Annotated in this window: 14 protein-coding genes and 1 tRNA gene; 7 read left to right on the top strand and 8 right to left on the bottom strand. The window is 53.0% G+C overall.

The features are described from left to right. Positions 1-329: 329 nt before the first annotated feature. The gene (locus tag ACR0A2_RS16465; protein ID WP_480836158.1) at positions 330-962 is read right to left on the bottom strand and encodes a tyrosine-type recombinase/integrase; all 633 of its coding nucleotides are present in this window, start codon (positions 960-962) and stop codon (positions 330-332) included. A gap of 104 nt (positions 963-1,066) precedes the next feature. Continuing rightward, positions 1,067-2,230, bottom strand: a complete 1,164-nt coding sequence (locus ACR0A2_RS16460) for a tyrosine-type recombinase/integrase (RefSeq protein ID WP_480836156.1) — start codon at positions 2,228-2,230, stop codon at positions 1,067-1,069. 112 nt (positions 2,231-2,342) lie between these two features. Between ACR0A2_RS16460 and ACR0A2_RS16455 the strand changes: the two genes are divergently transcribed. After that, positions 2,343-2,433, top strand: a tRNA-Thr gene (locus ACR0A2_RS16455). A gap of 61 nt (positions 2,434-2,494) precedes the next feature. After that, a complete protein-coding gene (locus ACR0A2_RS16450; protein ID WP_480836154.1) occupies positions 2,495-2,680 on the top strand; it encodes a DUF6538 domain-containing protein in 186 nt (61 codons plus the stop codon). Between the two features lie 122 nt (positions 2,681-2,802). Here ACR0A2_RS16450 and ACR0A2_RS16445 read toward each other — a convergent pair whose 3' ends face one another. The 6 genes from ACR0A2_RS16445 to ACR0A2_RS16420 form a co-directional block, all read right to left on the bottom strand. Then, entirely contained in the window at positions 2,803-2,970 is a 168-nt protein-coding gene (locus tag ACR0A2_RS16445; RefSeq protein WP_480836152.1) for a hypothetical protein, read from the bottom strand. Positions 2,971-3,236: 266 nt separating this feature from the next. Next, complete coding sequence (locus ACR0A2_RS16440) at positions 3,237-5,111, bottom strand: DUF3604 domain-containing protein (RefSeq protein ID WP_480836150.1); 1,875 nt, start codon at positions 5,109-5,111, stop codon at positions 3,237-3,239. A gap of 193 nt (positions 5,112-5,304) precedes the next feature. Continuing rightward, on the bottom strand, positions 5,305-6,603 hold the full coding sequence (locus ACR0A2_RS16435) for a TAXI family TRAP transporter solute-binding subunit (protein ID WP_480836148.1): 1,299 nt from the start codon (positions 6,601-6,603) through the stop codon (positions 5,305-5,307). A 236-nt stretch (positions 6,604-6,839) separates the two neighbouring features. Then, positions 6,840-7,730, bottom strand: coding sequence for a DUF2950 family protein (locus ACR0A2_RS16430; RefSeq protein WP_480836146.1), 891 nt, complete (start codon positions 7,728-7,730; stop codon positions 6,840-6,842). Position 7,731: 1 nt separating this feature from the next. Continuing rightward, positions 7,732-9,027 carry a DUF3300 domain-containing protein gene (locus ACR0A2_RS16425; RefSeq protein ID WP_171233932.1) on the bottom strand — a complete coding sequence of 432 codons (1,296 nt, stop codon included), beginning with the start codon at positions 9,025-9,027 and terminating at the stop codon, positions 7,732-7,734. A 501-nt stretch (positions 9,028-9,528) separates the two neighbouring features. Further along, positions 9,529-9,813 (bottom strand): winged helix-turn-helix transcriptional regulator, encoded by a 285-nt coding sequence (locus ACR0A2_RS16420; protein ID WP_253286204.1) that lies wholly within the window; start codon positions 9,811-9,813, stop codon positions 9,529-9,531. Positions 9,814-10,026: 213 nt separating this feature from the next. Between ACR0A2_RS16420 and ACR0A2_RS16415 the strand changes: the two genes are divergently transcribed. From ACR0A2_RS16415 to ACR0A2_RS16395, 5 genes are all read left to right on the top strand, one after another. Further along, complete coding sequence (locus tag ACR0A2_RS16415) at positions 10,027-10,635, top strand: NAD(P)H-dependent oxidoreductase (RefSeq protein WP_480620324.1); 609 nt, start codon at positions 10,027-10,029, stop codon at positions 10,633-10,635. Continuing rightward, complete coding sequence (locus ACR0A2_RS16410; RefSeq protein WP_480836143.1) at positions 10,622-11,341, top strand: glutathione S-transferase family protein; 720 nt, start codon at positions 10,622-10,624, stop codon at positions 11,339-11,341. The genes ACR0A2_RS16415 and ACR0A2_RS16410 overlap by 14 nt, the downstream gene beginning before the upstream one ends. 3 nt (positions 11,342-11,344) lie before the next feature. Further along, positions 11,345-11,998, top strand: a complete 654-nt coding sequence (locus ACR0A2_RS16405; protein ID WP_480620320.1) for a DsbA family oxidoreductase — start codon at positions 11,345-11,347, stop codon at positions 11,996-11,998. A 198-nt stretch (positions 11,999-12,196) separates the two neighbouring features. Beyond that, on the top strand, positions 12,197-13,387 hold the full coding sequence (locus ACR0A2_RS16400) for a low temperature requirement protein A (RefSeq protein WP_480836141.1): 1,191 nt from the start codon (positions 12,197-12,199) through the stop codon (positions 13,385-13,387). Next, positions 13,380-14,345 (top strand): ion transporter, encoded by a 966-nt coding sequence (locus ACR0A2_RS16395; protein WP_480836139.1) that lies wholly within the window; start codon positions 13,380-13,382, stop codon positions 14,343-14,345. The genes ACR0A2_RS16400 and ACR0A2_RS16395 overlap by 8 nt, the downstream gene beginning before the upstream one ends. The last annotated feature ends 328 nt before the right edge of the window (positions 14,346-14,673 follow it).

The following is a 14,673-nucleotide window of genomic DNA, read 5'->3' as shown; positions in this document are numbered from 1 at the left end:
ACCGACAAATTGACTGGCGAGTGTCTCTCGCCAGTCGTGTCTGCAACAGAGCAGGGACGGATCGGATGCTCGGTTTTCACCTGCTTTGGTGAACTCGTTGAAAACTGGCTTTGTATGGAAAGCCAAAAAATCATCTGCTTGAGTTGTCCACTTCTCGGGATTTGCGAAGCTCTCTGGTGAACGTCCGCTTTCGGCTGCGAACTACCGAAAGCGACAGCAGCATGCATTTAACTTCAAGTGGCTGGTCTGGGCTCTCAGCGGAAGATGAAAGGGTGATTTCAAATGTCTGCTTGGGAGCGGCGAGCGGACGATCCCGCCCGCCTAAATCGTTAAAGATCGATACGTTCGGCAATACTAAGCGCGTCTTCAAGCTCGACGCCAAGGTAACGCACCGTACTGTCCACTTTGCTGTGACCGAGCAGAAGTTGAACGGCACGTAGGTTTCCGGTCTTTCTGTATATCAAAGCCGCTTTGGTTCGCCTAAGCGAATGCGTGCCGTAGCTGGACGGATCGAGACCAATCGCTGACACCCATTCCCGGACAAGCCTAGCGTATTGCCGGGTCGAAAGATGCGGCAAAGCGTGCATACGACTTGGAAACAGATACGGTTGTCCATGCATGTATTGAGAAGAGACCCATTGCGACACGACTTCACGTGTATTCTCCGTCACTTCAAATTGCACTGGCTTCGCAGTTTTACGTTGAACAACGGATACCCGATCGCGAACAGAATTGCCGACGGCGAGATCGTTAACCCTCAGGCGGACGAGATCGCACCCGCGCAACTTGCTATCGATGGCAAGATTGAACAATGCTAGGTCTCTCAGCTTGTTTGCAAGTTCGAGCCGAGCGCGAATGGCCCAGACTTGCTTTGACTGCAATGGCCGCTTCTGTCCGACTAGTCTGCCTTTGTTCCAAGGCGGACGACGCGTTGTGACAACGGGAAGTAGAGATTTGGACATCTTATATCTCCGTCCATTCCCTTCCGTCCCAAACATCGACACTGTGCCGACAGCTGTAGTCTAGTTGCCGCTCGCGTGTCTTCAGCACAGGAAATTCTCAGGTTTCAGGAACTGCCACCGCTGATCTTCTTACCCATCACATCCGCTGCCTGCCGCAACGGGTCATCTGCGAGATGCGCGTAGCGTTGCGTGGTAGACGGGTTCGTGTGTCCAAGCAATCGACCGACTATAGGCAGACTCAGACCGCTGGAAACGAGATGCGACGCATGCGTATGCCGATTGTCGTGGATACGGTAGTCTTGAAGACCTGCTGATGTGGTGACCGAGCGCCAAAATTTCTTCAGATCTTTGTACGGTTGGTCCGGAGAGCGTCCCGGAAACAACCAGCGACTCTCAGGAGAATCCCCTGCGCTCATTGCCGCAAGCAAATCACAGGTTGCTGACGATATTGGCAGGTGCTCTCGTCGCTTTTGCTTTGTGTGGTGCGACGGCTTTGTCCAGACCGCTCGATCCAAATCGAAGTCTTCCCATTTTGCCGTCAGGACTTCGCCGATCCGTGCACCTGTCAGGAGTTGCAGTCGGATAGCGTTGGCTGCAACCTGATTTGGATGCTCTGACAGAGCCACCAACAGCCTTTGCAGCTCATCGTCCGACAGCCAGCGGTCCCGCTTTTCCTCGGGAAACTTTTCTATGCCGCGCGCCGGATTGTCAGAACGCTGACCCCAGCGCACAGACAGTTCAAACATTTTCGACATGAGGGCCAGAGTGCGATTGGCTTGATAGGGCGTACGACGCATTTGATTGTGAAGCTTCTGAACATGCTGATGCGTCACTTCAATGACTTTAAGGTCACCAAGCTTGGGGAGAATGTATCGGTCCAGCATTGACCGATCATTCCGAACACTCCCGGGACGTTTCTTTGGCTCCGCATGTGCGGTCATGTATTGCTCGGCAAGTAAGTTCACTGTTGGTGAATGCCTGAGCGTTTGAGCGTCCGCGACAGGGTCTCCGCCACGCACCACGTCAGCAAGAATCGCGCGTGCCATTTCGCGGGCGGCACCCAATGCCAAGGTCGGCCCATATCGCCCAAGTGTCTTGCGTTTCGACCGTCCGGTTTGTTTGTTTCGATATTGAACTACGAAGCTTTTGACACCGGTTGTTTTAACGCGGAGTCCAAAACCCGGCAGACCGTCATCCCAATAGATCGTGTCCCGGTTTGTTGCTGAAAGGCGATCGACACTTGATTTTGTTAATCTGACGTTGGGCATATTGGTCTCGGACGGATTGGGTAAGCACAAGGTAAGCAAAGTGCGGAGCGTTGGGAAGGGTCTTATAGAAACCTCTGCACGCTAAAACTTCTGTTATTTAAGAGAATATACTGCCCAATCGAATTGGCTATAATGCTATCGAAAATATGGTGATAAGATTTGTAATCAGTAGGTCCGCGGTTCGAGTCCGTGTGGGGGCACCATAGCATCCACTAAGCCATTGTAAAGCATCAGCTTTATCTCATGATGGAGCTAAGGTAGTGCGTGGCGGAGAACAAAACTGCACCCCACTCATTTGTCAAAGATGGCGTTTTCTACTTTGTGCGGATAGTCCCGAAGGATCTGAAGCAACTCTACACGTCGTCGAAAACCTCACACCTACTGAGAACAAGATCAGCTTCAGTGGTAGCATCACGGGCTACAAGAGCTGCACAACAGCTTAACGAATAATGGTATCACCTTCGGGTCAAGGACAGCGACTTACCGGGCAAACACATGCTTCGACGGCGCAATACGCCAATGCCGCTCCGGTGACGTTCGTTGCGTTTTCCACTATGCGGGAGACGGTCAAGCTATCGAAGGCTGTGGCCATCTATTTTCGACTGAAGGGCCATACCCAAGTGCCTGTAAGACCGCGTTACGTAGAGGCCCTTGGTGATGGCGCAGAGTGCAGCAACCGTCAGATCACAGCCCATCGCAGTCACCATGTGCCACCGCTCCGCCAGCTGAACTTGCGTCATCTTTGGTATATCAACCTAATTTGCTCACTGCGGCACGAGGAAGTTCGATCCGCTTCTATTAAACAAAGTAAAGGTTCTGAGTTCAGAAATCTGTGGCCGCCGACAATAAAGATGTGACGCATCCGCAAAATGCGTGACCTTGCCGTCCAGACCATATGGGATTCAGCGTCTGCAAAGGCCCGAAAGCTGACGTTAAATAAAACTCTTGGAAGAGGGCTTCGAGCCCAGGGCAGACTAAGTGAATTTTAATCCAAGTCTAACACCAATCATCCCTGAGGTGTGTACCAGATAGGCGACGTATAAGCCCTTTCTTGTATCGACCAAGGGGCTTCGTCAGGGATTTCTGTCCCGAACACCTTGGCATCGTATGTCGTCCAGCGCGGCGTTGGTATGGCCAGCACTCTGACGTAGTAGAACGCGCTTTGCGTCGGGTCGTAGTCCGGGTCTTCCCAATATCCGGCGAGAATTGCCTGGCCGATGTCATTTGTCCAAGTCGCGTTTTCTACATCCACCGTATTGCCAACCGGGCCGTCACACGCCGCGTTTACAAGTTCACGCTCGCCGCAAGCAACATCATAAATACGTTCCGACGTTGTGCCGTCACTGTTCAGCCAGCCTTTGACAATCTGAATACGGTCGAGGTTGGCCCCATCGGGGTCGCGGAGAGCACGGATGAGAAATCGCGGAGATCGACCATCACTATCCACTGGCAAATCCGCCCCCATAGGGACGCCACTTTCATATCCATACGCGGCAAAATCCGCACGTGTTAGGTCGGTTTCGTCGAATTCATATCCGGCAAATACGCGAACACGCATGCGCGGCCCCGTGGTTGCATAGACTTCTTTCCGAGCAAAAGCATCCCAAATGGCCTCGCGGGTGTTTTCCCTTGCCCAAACGGCCGCCAAACCCGACGCCGAAGTCTGCCATGCATATTGTGCAACACTCTCGTCACCACCAATACCGCCGACGACTTCTTCAAATCGGATCGGGTCAGCAGTAGGTTCAACTGCCGCGACTTTCCCGAAGAAATTGTCCTCGCCAACCGTGGACAGCGATGTATGAGCATCAGTTGAGCCGATCACGCCAAACTTGAACGGGTTTGTCCCAGTTTCCGCCTCGTATCCCAGCCCCCGCCGCAAGGCTGCCCGTGCATACTCGCGTGGAAGCATCTCCGGTGTCTTGGGCTCTGGTCCAAGTTGTCCCTTGTCCCACGTTTCAAAGTCGGCAAATTCATCGTCTGGTGACAGCATGGGATGTGCTTCGCCGTCACCTTTCATTTGTGTGATTTCGTAGATCGGTTCCCACTTGGCACGCTGTTTGAAATACTCAACATCGAACGGCTCACCAGACAAGCGCACTTCGTCGAACATCAACCCGTTGGACAAATTGCCATTGTGCGGGATCGCGAGCAGCTTTTGGCCTGTTGTCTCTTCGGCTTGTTCCATCCATGCCCAAAGGTCTTCGGGGTCGAAGCTATCAAAGTTCGAGAACGGGATGATCTTGTCAGCACCCTCTTTGCCACCATTGAATATGACATTCCTGTGCAGGTTGTTCCGCTGTGGGTTTGAGGTCCACTCGAACCCGATAAGCGCAGTAAACAAACCCGGTTGATTATGTGCCTCAGCGGCTGAGGTAATGTTGCTCCACGCTGTTTGGTAAATCTCCTGATAATCCGCCAAGGGGTCTGTGCCAGTGGACTTGGCTTGGCTCCAAATCGACCATGCGCCAACCGGATCACCGGCCTCGACAGCAGCGTTCAGTTGCTGGCCAAACTCTGTAGAGAGCAACGTGGCATCTTTGGCTGAGAGCAGCGGCGCAAGACCAAGGTTCTCGGCGTGATCGGCAATAACCAGAAAATCCAATGGTCGGCGCAACCTCGCTTCGACACCGGTGCTGGATGTAACGACTTCGCCTTTGGCAAACCTGTACGCTTCATCAGGGCCAAGTACATTCCCGATCATCCCAGCATCGGCAGAGTATGATGTATGCAAATGGGTGTCGCCGAAAAAGACCTGATTAGGGAAGATTTGTTGTGGGTAAGGGGAATACTCTCTGTCGCCGGGTTGAGTGCTTGGGATGTCCTCGGCATACGCGACAGCAGTAAACGCAACACTCAAAATAGATGCTAAACGGAACATTTCCTAACCTCTTATTTTGTTCAGAGCTTACAACGCTCAATACAAGTAACCCTGACGCAATACCTAAACTGTTTTCGCCTAGCATAGCTGCCGCTAAAGAAAACTCTGCCAATGATGGCTGCGAGCCCAAAGTACTGTTCAAGCAATAACTAAAGCATACGACTGTACCGAAGTCTCAAATAGAAATGGTATTTTAAGTAGGTTTGCTTGAGAAGGCCGGAGTTCCATCACTTTTGGCAGTTCGACGACGCGCAATCTCCTGTCGAATTAGATCTATGTGCAAACGTGCATCATATGCTCCCTGGCGGTATGCGAGGGGCAGATTCAGATTTGCAAGGGCGGTGTCCACTTCTTCGATACTTTTGGCGACCTCTTCGACTTCAGTTGAGGTCTGTGCCTTGCCGAGTTCCTCCTCAAGCGCAGCGATGCGCTGATAAAAACGCCAGACCCGGCGCTTTTGAAACCACACGTAACTGGACGGGACGACCCGCAGAAACGGTACTAAGAACAACAAAGGCAACAGCAATAACAATACGCTGCCAAACTGCGCCGCTATCCAATATGGCAGGACGCCATGCAAAAAGTTTGGCCCAGAGTTTATAAGTTCTGTGGCAATCTTGTTTAATGGTACAGGTGGCGAAGCCGTGTTTGGATACTCGCGCGCACTTTGCAAAATATTAGGTTCGCTATGAATGTTCTTTGCTGCATTTACTAACCTATCGGTTACTGCAGGGTGCAGATCGGATGCGGCGATAAGTGAAGCTCGCAATGCTAAGATCTTAACATCCTCTGGTGGTCTCGGAGGGTCGAGTGTGATTGATCCTGCCGGCACAGTTACCGAATTCGCTCCGGAAAGTTTCAATGCAAGGGCGTCGACCAAAGCCATAGGGACGAAAATGATCTCTGGATCAAAAATTGCATCCATAAGGTAAGGTGCATCGAGTGGAGCGACAAACAACGCTGCATCCGCTTCGTTGGCATACAATGCCTTTATCGCATCATGGCCCCCGACATCGACGAGGTCTATGCCGACATTTTGCAACCCAGCGGCCTCAATTAGCGCTAAAGCGGCGGCGCGAGTACCAGACGCCTGAGATCCTGCAGCTAAGCGTATGTCTCCCCATTCTCCTGCATTAGCTCCGACTGGACTAGACTTTCCGCGGAACACCACCATGGGTTCAAGAAAAATGGCACCCAGAGACTGTAAGCTTTCGTCCTGAGGGAGTTCGAGGCCGCCTTGAACAAATGCGGCATCCACTTCGCCAGAAACAAGTCTCTGAATATTCTCAACGGACCCTTCGGTTTCTACTAAAATTACCTGAATGCCGTCACGTGCAAGTTCTGCTTTGTAGAGTTGTCCAACTTGCCAATATCCCCCGCCGTTTATGCCAGCAGCTAGCTTAATACTGTTGGGCGGCTTCAAGCCAAAGATCAGAAAAACAAGCAAACCGACAAATATAATCGGAAAGAGAATGAAAAGAGCTAAGCGCATTTATTCTCACATTCAGATGATCGGAATCGATAATTCGTTCTCATTTGATAGCAATCTTTTTGCCACCGAGAAACCGATCACAGTGAGAAGCACTCGAAAGTTCGAGTTCTTCGGTTCAAGTATCCCGACATATTTAGTGGGTGCGCAAAAAACCAAGTGCGCTTGAAGGAGTTTAAAATCAAAAACTGGCTGTCGCAGCAAAGCGCAGAGCTTAAGCGCCACTATCAATCCAAATACTATTCGACCGGTGACCAATTCGTGCCTGGATCATAGGCAGAAATTTCAGCTGCAATACTGAGTGTCTCCGGGCCAAAATCTGCCTCGTAGACTATGCCGTTTTCGCCAACCAGAAAGGAATGGATGCCAGTTTCTCCATAGTCTGCCGGTATTGCCAGCAAGGCATGTCCTGCAACAAAGTGATCCCCGACAAAATAAGAGTAGGCACCCCCCGGAGCGTTAGGGCCCTGCTCTTGCAGGATTGTGTAATAATAGCCAAGAAACGGTTCGGCTTCATAGTCAACCTGACCGTCACTCCACCCCGAAGCCGCGGCGCGGGCAAGCGCTGCACCGACAAAGCTGTTTTTTCCAGGCCAGAAGAGTCCGTTTTGCTCTTCCGGATCGGAAATGATCGTCTGAGCGAATTCCATAACGCCATTCCCGTTATGGTCCACAAGCCGGAAAGCTGCCTGCAGATCGACATAGGCCTCAAGCAATTCGATCACTTCCAACTCATTCAAACCTATTTCGCGGGCTGAAAGCTCTTCGATCCCTGCTTCTAGGTCAAAGCGCCAACCGTCATCTGTACGAAGAATTGGAATTGGAAATGGCCAACTGTCTTCACCCAGGAGAAGTACAACCCCTTCATCCTCAGGCTGAAAGCGATACCCCTCAGCGTACATGCCTAACACTTCCTGCCTTCTTTCTTGGTCTTCCGCCGGATCGCCCGTTCCCACTAAATCTTCGGCCTCAGGACCAAAAATTTCGAGCATCTTGCTCTGATCATTGGCCTTCAACGCACCAACAAAAGCATCCAGTGCGGATTGCGGGGTATCGAAGTTGGCCCCGCCAGAGAGGGCCGGGCTTGCACTCCCGGCGAGCAACAAAATTGTAAATACTGATCTACGCACCTTACCGTCTCCGCTTGCCTTTAGCTGCATGTCCACGCTTGGACGCGCTTTGTGTTCTGCTACCGGACGCTTTTTTCTTCATCGCTTGCCCTTTGGATGCCTTGGGCTTGCCCTGCGCCGATACGGCCTTCTTCGCCAACGGCTTCTTCGCAGTCTGCGGTCTTTGTGCGACTGGCTTTTTCGTTGCATCTGGACGTTTGGTGCGATCAATAGCCTGTTGCTTTGCGGCGACCTTGTCCCGATTAGCGTTGCCACGGTTCACCAAAGCCCCGCCTGCTACAGCCCCTGCACCGACCGCAGCCGCGGCCGCCCCGCGGTCCCGGCTAATATCTGCAGCACCAGATTCTCGGCTCAACTTTGCACGCAGCTCATCGGTGCGACCGTCAGGACGGTTAACCGGCAAGTCGCCACGGCCACCTTCAGGTCTTTTGTGGTCCGCTATTTTGTTCCGGGCCTCCTGTTGCCGGTCAGGATCGGGATTCCATCCGATATTCGTTCGGTCACCTAAATCTATGTCATTGCCGAATTTGACGTTGCCATCGACGTCAATATCGATGTCTGGTTTTCTATAAATTGGACCACCGCCCCAGCCACCGCAATTTCGGCACCCCCAATAGTCGTACCAATCATCGTCGTCGTCAAAAATCTCGTCGATCAGGGCGACAGTGCCAAAAGTCAGTAATGCGGCGCCCACAACATCCCCGGTTGACGGACCGGTATAAACTGTCTCGGGATTGTATTGTGGGACGTATACTGTTTCGGGCTCTGTCGGTGTAATTATCACTGTGTCGTCGTCAGATACTTCGACAGTTTGCTCGGGCCCTGAAACAAGAGCGCCGCTGTCAATTGCCTGATCCCGCATGACCTGCACCGCATCCAACACATCATCGGACTGGGCCAACATGGCTGTGCCGACTGTCTCGGTCCAGTCAATATGGGTGGCCATCTGACCAACAATTTCGGGGAATGCCGTCGCCAACACACTGACGGAAGGATCCCATCCCATTGCTTCGATTTCCAGCTCAAGCTCAACAGGGTCGCGATCGGTGTTGTCCAGTAGATACCGTTCAGCCTTAACAATTTCCAACGGCTGGGTGGCCGCGACAAATATCTGTATGAGAAGCGTGTCGGGATAAAGAGCAACCGGGGCGACCAATGTCTGCAACTCAGCGTCAGTTAGCAGGCTGGATGAGGTCGCCGAGATACCATCTTTTGCCGCTACATCTTCGGACGACTCTTGCGCTAACGCGGAAGTAGATACGCAAATACCGAATGCAATTAATAGAAACCTGAACATATTGCGATCCTTCGATTTCTTGAAGGATCACCTAAGACTGCGATTCTGGCAACCAATCAGTCAAATAGACGGTTATGGGACAATTATCGGCCCCCAGCCAAGTTTGAGCGAGTGTCGGCCTTGGGCTCGAATTGGACATTTGACACAAATACCTCGAATGACAGCTTTGCGAACAAAGCGGGCGTTCGCTGCGGACGCGAGAACTTGATTTGGCAGAACTAGCAGTCTGCGGGACGGCTGTTACGGTACGTGTCAGTTCAAATGTCATTGAACGGCCCCGTAGAAAGTCGTTCCAAAACACACTGCTGCACCAAAGCTTTGCTTTGGTATATTTCTATCATTTTTTGTCAAAACTGGCGCAATTAGCTTTCTTAAACAACAGTCTCGCGGAATTCTGCTCTAAGTCGCCAAGCCCCTTCATCTGCAGTGTTGAAGAAATTACAAGTTTGTCGCGGGGTCATTAAAAAATTAGGCTATAAGCTAAGAGCAAGCATTTAAAAGTCATCGCTGTAAATCGTTAGGCAGCTCTTCACTCCACTTTCTTAGCTCATCGAGGAATCCAAGGGCTGTGCTGCCAAACTCGGTGATGGAATATTGAACCGAAACAGGGGAAGTATCCATCACTTGTCTTGCAACCAAACCCTGCTCCTCAAGTTGGCGTAATCTCTCAGCGATCATCTTCTTACTAGCCCCACCGATCATACGCGATAGATCGTTAAAACGCACGGGACCATCTTTGAGGTGCCACAAAATCGAGCCGGTCCATTTTCCGCCAATGATCCGCATACCTCTTTCGATTGCGCATGGCTCCAGACAGGCCTCCGAGACCTGTCGACGGCCTTTGGCGTCCTCTTCAATCCGCGCTCGCATTGTCATCCTTCCGCTCAGATAACTAGGTTACCAAAAGTATACTGGTTGATTTCTCATACCTATACTCTCAAATGCTCTCTGAACCCGGCGAAAGTCAAGGGTTCAGAAACTGCACATATGGATATGGACATGAGCAAAATCCTGATCGTGAACGGCACCCAGCCCTACGAATTCGCCCCCGGACAGTTGAATGCAAGCCTCGTTGAACGTGCACGGAATACGCTGACAGCAATGGGGCACGACGTGCGCGTGACCACTGTCGCTGATGGATATGACGCGAATGCAGAGGTCGACGCGCACCTGTGGGCCGATACAGTCATCATGCAGTTCCCGGTGAACTGGATGGGCGTTCCGTGGATTTTCAAGAAATACATCGATGAGGTGTACACGGCCGGTATGGACGGCCGGTTGTGTGCAGGTGACGGCCGAACGACCGACGCGCCCAAAGCCAATTACGGTACCGGCGGCACGCTAAACGGTAAGAAATACATGCTGTCAGTTACCTTCAACGCCCCGAAAGAAGCATTCGATGAAGAGTCCGAGCCTTTCTTTGCGGGTGCCAGCGTCGACGACCTGCTAGCGCCAATGCACCTGAACGCAAAGTTCTTTGCCATGCAGCCCCTTACGACTTTTGCTGCATTCGATGTTATGAAGAACCCGGAAATCGAGGCCGATTTTGCTCGATTTGACGCACATCTGAAAACCACGTTTGCCGAGGTTGAACATGTCCCAGCCTGATATTCACCTGTATACCGCAGGCACGATGAACGGCTACAAACCAGTCATTTTTCTGGAAGAGGCAGGTATCGCCTACGACCTGACCCATATCAACTTTTCCAAACACGAGCAGAAGGCGCCGGACTATTTAGCGCTTAATCCGAACGGAAAGATCCCAACGATTGAGGACCGTTCGGAAGGCCGCGCGATCTTCGAATCCGGCGCGATCCTGTGGCATCTGGCCGAGAAATACGGAAAATTCCTGCCTTCGGACCCGGCCAAGCGGTCCGAGGTAATGCAGTGGATGCTGTTTCAGGTCGGTCACGTCGGGCCGATGATGGGTCAAGCGATGTATTTCCAGCACATCGCTGCACCTAATGGCCATGAAGAGCCCTTTTCAATCCGTCGCTACGTGGACGAAAGCCGCCGGTTGATGGAGGTGATGAATACGCGTCTGGACGGGCGGGACTGGATCGCAGCGGACGAATACACCATCGCCGACATGATGCTGTACCCGTGGGCGCGTGCTTATGTCTGGGCACGGGTGGATGTTTCGGACCTACCGCATCTGAACGCCTGGTTCGACCGTATGGATGCGCGACCTGCCGTCCAGCGAGCGCTGACCATCCCCAAGGCTAACCCACAGTTCTGGGATGCTGACGCAGATGCCAGCGCCTTTGCCAAGGAAAACGCGGCGCGTTTTTCCAGCGACGTGAAAGGAACCTGAGCCGTGCAAGCTGCTCTGCCTATTCGCGTCGATATCGTGTCAGACGTCGTTTGCCCGTGGTGTGTGATCGGCTATCACCAACTTGCCAAAGCCGCGCGCGACACTCAGACCGAACTGGATATCCATTGGCATCCATTCGAGTTGAATCCGCAGATGGCCGAGGGTGGTGAGAACCTGCGCGAACACTTGGCATCGAAATACGGGACGACGTTGGAAGGGTCGATCAAGGCACGAGCCCGCCTGACAGAGATGGGCGCGGCACTGGGGTTCACGTTCAATTACGCCGATGACATGCGGATGTATAACACCTTCCGTGCGCATCAATTGATTGACTGGTCCGCCGAACAAGGCAAAGGCCATGAAATGAAGCAGGCCCTTTTTTCGGCGTTCTTTACACGCCGCGAACACGTCTCGGACATACAGGTTCTGGCAAATGCGGCTGCTGGCATCGGGCTGAACCGCGCGGATGCGTTGGACATGTTGCAAAGCCAAGATCGGGCCAATCACGTGCGCCAGAAAGAGCAATTCTGGATCAGCCGAGGAGTTCAGGGTGTGCCCGCAATGGTGTTCGACAAACGTCACCTTGTGACCGGCGCGCAGGGCGAGGAAAACTACGCACGCATCCTGCTGCATCTACGAGACGACAGGGCCGCGTGACATCCGTGGATACCGGGCACTGCCAGCGCAATAAACCCACGATCGAACAGGTATTGCCTGGCATGCAATCGCTGAACAACCATTGTGGGGGTTGCATGACGAAAGTCTCCGCGACAACCTTCATCTTATAGTGAAACTCAATCTGGGTGGCCGCTTGTCGGCCACTACAGCCTTTCAACCTTGAAGAGTTCCCAATTTATGGCATTGCATGACCACCCCATGTGGCGAAAGCCCCAACATCACCAGGACCTTGACCATGCACATGATCATGTCCACTGGGCCGAGCTGTTCTACGACCTGATCCATGTCGTGACAATCTTTCTGCTGGGCAATTACTTGTCGCATCATCTCGATCTGCATGGGTTTCTTGTGTTCGCTGGTATCTTCATCACGCTCTGGTACGCGTGGGGCGAACTCAGCATATTCAACTCGATCTTCGTCAGCACCGATTTCTGGCACCGGCTGATTATGGCCGTGATGATCTGCACGGTGATGTTCATGGCAGCGGCGACCCCGGCTATTGACGGCAAGGGTTGGGTTTTCTTCGCGTTAGGATTTGCAGCGAACAGGGCCATGCTCGCGGCGCTGTACTATCGCGCCCGGCGGGCCAATTCATCTGGCGAGTCCATGTCGACGGCTCAGATCCGGAATTTTTCGGTTTTTGCGGTGATCTTTGCCATCACGGCATTTCTGCCAACACCCTTGGCCTATTGGGTGTTTGCTGCCGCAATGGTGGCCACGCAGGCGATGTACATGATCCCGGGCCTCACTGTATTGCGCTTCGAACGTTTCGTCCCGCGCCTTGGCCATATGGCGGAACGGTTTGCTCTGCTGACACTGATCGTTCTGGGCGAAGGGTTCTTCAAACTCGTCGTTACTTTGTCCGAGAAAGGCATCTACAAAGTCTCACTTGATGTGCTTGTTAACTTCGTCATCGGCGGCGTTTCGATGTTCGTCATGTGCTGGATTTATTTTGACTTTGTCGGCAACGCCAAGCCCAACGACAAGAAGGTGTCGACATTGGTCATCTGGTGGCTTGCGCATCTGATATTGATGTTATGCGGCGTCATGGTAGGCGTGGCCCTAGCTGCCGAGGTCAAAGTCGGTTTTTGGGAGCCATACCCGACCGAATATGCCGCCATTGGCTGTTTCGGCCTTGCAGGATATATCGCCATGCTTTGGGTGCTCCAGAACGTTATTGAACACCGTCTTGCATCGGACTTTGGGCGCTGGGATGTAAGGGTATTTGGGATCGTTCTGGCTGTTGCCTGTTTCTTTATCGTCCCCCATGTTCCCTCGTTGGTTGGCAATCTGATCTGGGGCACAGCCTTGCTATCGCAAATCGCGATCCCCCTGATGCGCGCCTGGACGCAGTTTCGACATGAGTGAGGCAGTTACAAATTCGGGCTATCTAAAAAGGAAAGTCTATTGGTGGCTCGAGCGCCCGAACAGGGCGGCCACCGGTCCATGGTTGCTTGAAATAGCTCTAATTACCCTCATCACACTGAACGTGGCCGCCGTTATCCTGGAGACGGTCGACTCCATATATACCCGTTGGGGCCTGGCGCTGAACCTCTTTGAGGGTTTTTCTCTATTCGTATTCGTGGTCGAATACGCGGCAAGGCTGTGGGTCGCCACCGAAAATCCAAGTTACAAAACGCGCGCTGCCTGGGCCGTCTCCCCGATCGCCATCATCGATTTATTAGCGATTTTACCTGCGCTGCTCTATTTGATCTTCCCGGTTGATCTGCGTCTGTTGCGGACCTTCCGCATGTTGCGGCTCCTCAAACTCACGCGGTACTCGCCTGCACTCGGAATGCTGCTCGCTGTGTTTGAGGAAGAGGCCGGCGCCTTTTTTGCAGGTTTTTTCATCCTGATGGTGATGCTGATCTTTGCTGCCAGCGGTGCCTGGCTGGCAGAGCACGAGGCGCAACCGGAGGCATTCGGATCGATCCCAGCGGCGATGTGGTGGGCGATGGCAACGCTTACGACCGTTGGTTATGGCGACGTGACGCCCGTGACAGTTGCCGGTAAGATCTTCGGCGCTGCGATTACGGTGATTGGCATTGGGATGGCCGCATTGCCCGCAGGGATCATTGCCAGCGGCCTGAACGACCAGTTGCACCGCCGACGGGCCAGCCTGGAACGTGAATTTCGAAAGGCCCTGGTAGACGGCGATATCTGCGACGCGGACGAAGCCGTTATTGAAGCCGTTCGCAAGCAATTGGGTCTCTCGCGTCGCGCTGCCGATCATATCCGAAACCGCGTGCATGCTGAGACCATGTCACAGGCCGATCACTGCCCTACCTGCGGGCAAACTGTGCAAAAGGCCAAGCCCCAAGCGTGAGCAATTGGCCTGCCACGGATCAGGTGCCGAGCTCCCAACTGGATTACAGCAGATCTGTGAAAATGTGGGATTTCGAATAGAGTGTTTCGCGTGCTTGGATGTTTCGCTGCTGTCCTTCGCGATCTGTGTTGTCGACGGCATCCACACAAATTGCTGTCGATTGCACGATGGAACAGAGCAAGCTTTCTCAGGTTGTTGCGAGCTCAAGCCGGGGGTGAATGACCCAAGCCTGCTTTGGCTGCAATAGCCGCTTCTGTACCAACAGCCCTCCCTTGTTCCAGGGGCGCGACGTGTTGCGAAAACGGGGACTTGGTTTTCGAACACTGTG

This window comes from Ruegeria sp. H8 (genome assembly GCF_056532905.1).
Note: the sequence above shows the minus strand (reverse complement) of the source record. Positions and strands in the feature narration are given on the sequence as shown.

What these genes read in the sequence shown, in the direction of transcription:
- ACR0A2_RS16400 (WP_480836141.1), top strand. Translation starts at nt 12,197, where the DNA reads ATGGCATTGCATGACCACCCCATGTGGCGAAAGCCCCAACATCACCAG.
- ACR0A2_RS16410 (WP_480836143.1), top strand. Translation starts at nt 10,622, where the DNA reads ATGTCCCAGCCTGATATTCACCTGTATACCGCAGGCACGATGAACGGC.
- ACR0A2_RS16425 (WP_171233932.1), bottom strand. Translation starts at nt 9,027, where the DNA reads ATGTTCAGGTTTCTATTAATTGCATTCGGTATTTGCGTATCTACTTCC.
- ACR0A2_RS16460 (WP_480836156.1), bottom strand. Translation starts at nt 2,230, where the DNA reads ATGCCCAACGTCAGATTAACAAAATCAAGTGTCGATCGCCTTTCAGCA.
- ACR0A2_RS16435 (WP_480836148.1), bottom strand. Translation starts at nt 6,603, where the DNA reads ATGCGCTTAGCTCTTTTCATTCTCTTTCCGATTATATTTGTCGGTTTG.
- ACR0A2_RS16395 (WP_480836139.1), top strand. Translation starts at nt 13,380, where the DNA reads ATGAGTGAGGCAGTTACAAATTCGGGCTATCTAAAAAGGAAAGTCTAT.
- ACR0A2_RS16465 (WP_480836158.1), bottom strand. Translation starts at nt 962, where the DNA reads ATGTCCAAATCTCTACTTCCCGTTGTCACAACGCGTCGTCCGCCTTGG.
- ACR0A2_RS16420 (WP_253286204.1), bottom strand. Translation starts at nt 9,813, where the DNA reads ATGCGGATCATTGGCGGAAAATGGACCGGCTCGATTTTGTGGCACCTC.
- ACR0A2_RS16445 (WP_480836152.1), bottom strand. Translation starts at nt 2,970, where the DNA reads ATGACGCAAGTTCAGCTGGCGGAGCGGTGGCACATGGTGACTGCGATG.
- ACR0A2_RS16415 (WP_480620324.1), top strand. Translation starts at nt 10,027, where the DNA reads ATGAGCAAAATCCTGATCGTGAACGGCACCCAGCCCTACGAATTCGCC.
- ACR0A2_RS16440 (WP_480836150.1), bottom strand. Translation starts at nt 5,111, where the DNA reads ATGTTCCGTTTAGCATCTATTTTGAGTGTTGCGTTTACTGCTGTCGCG.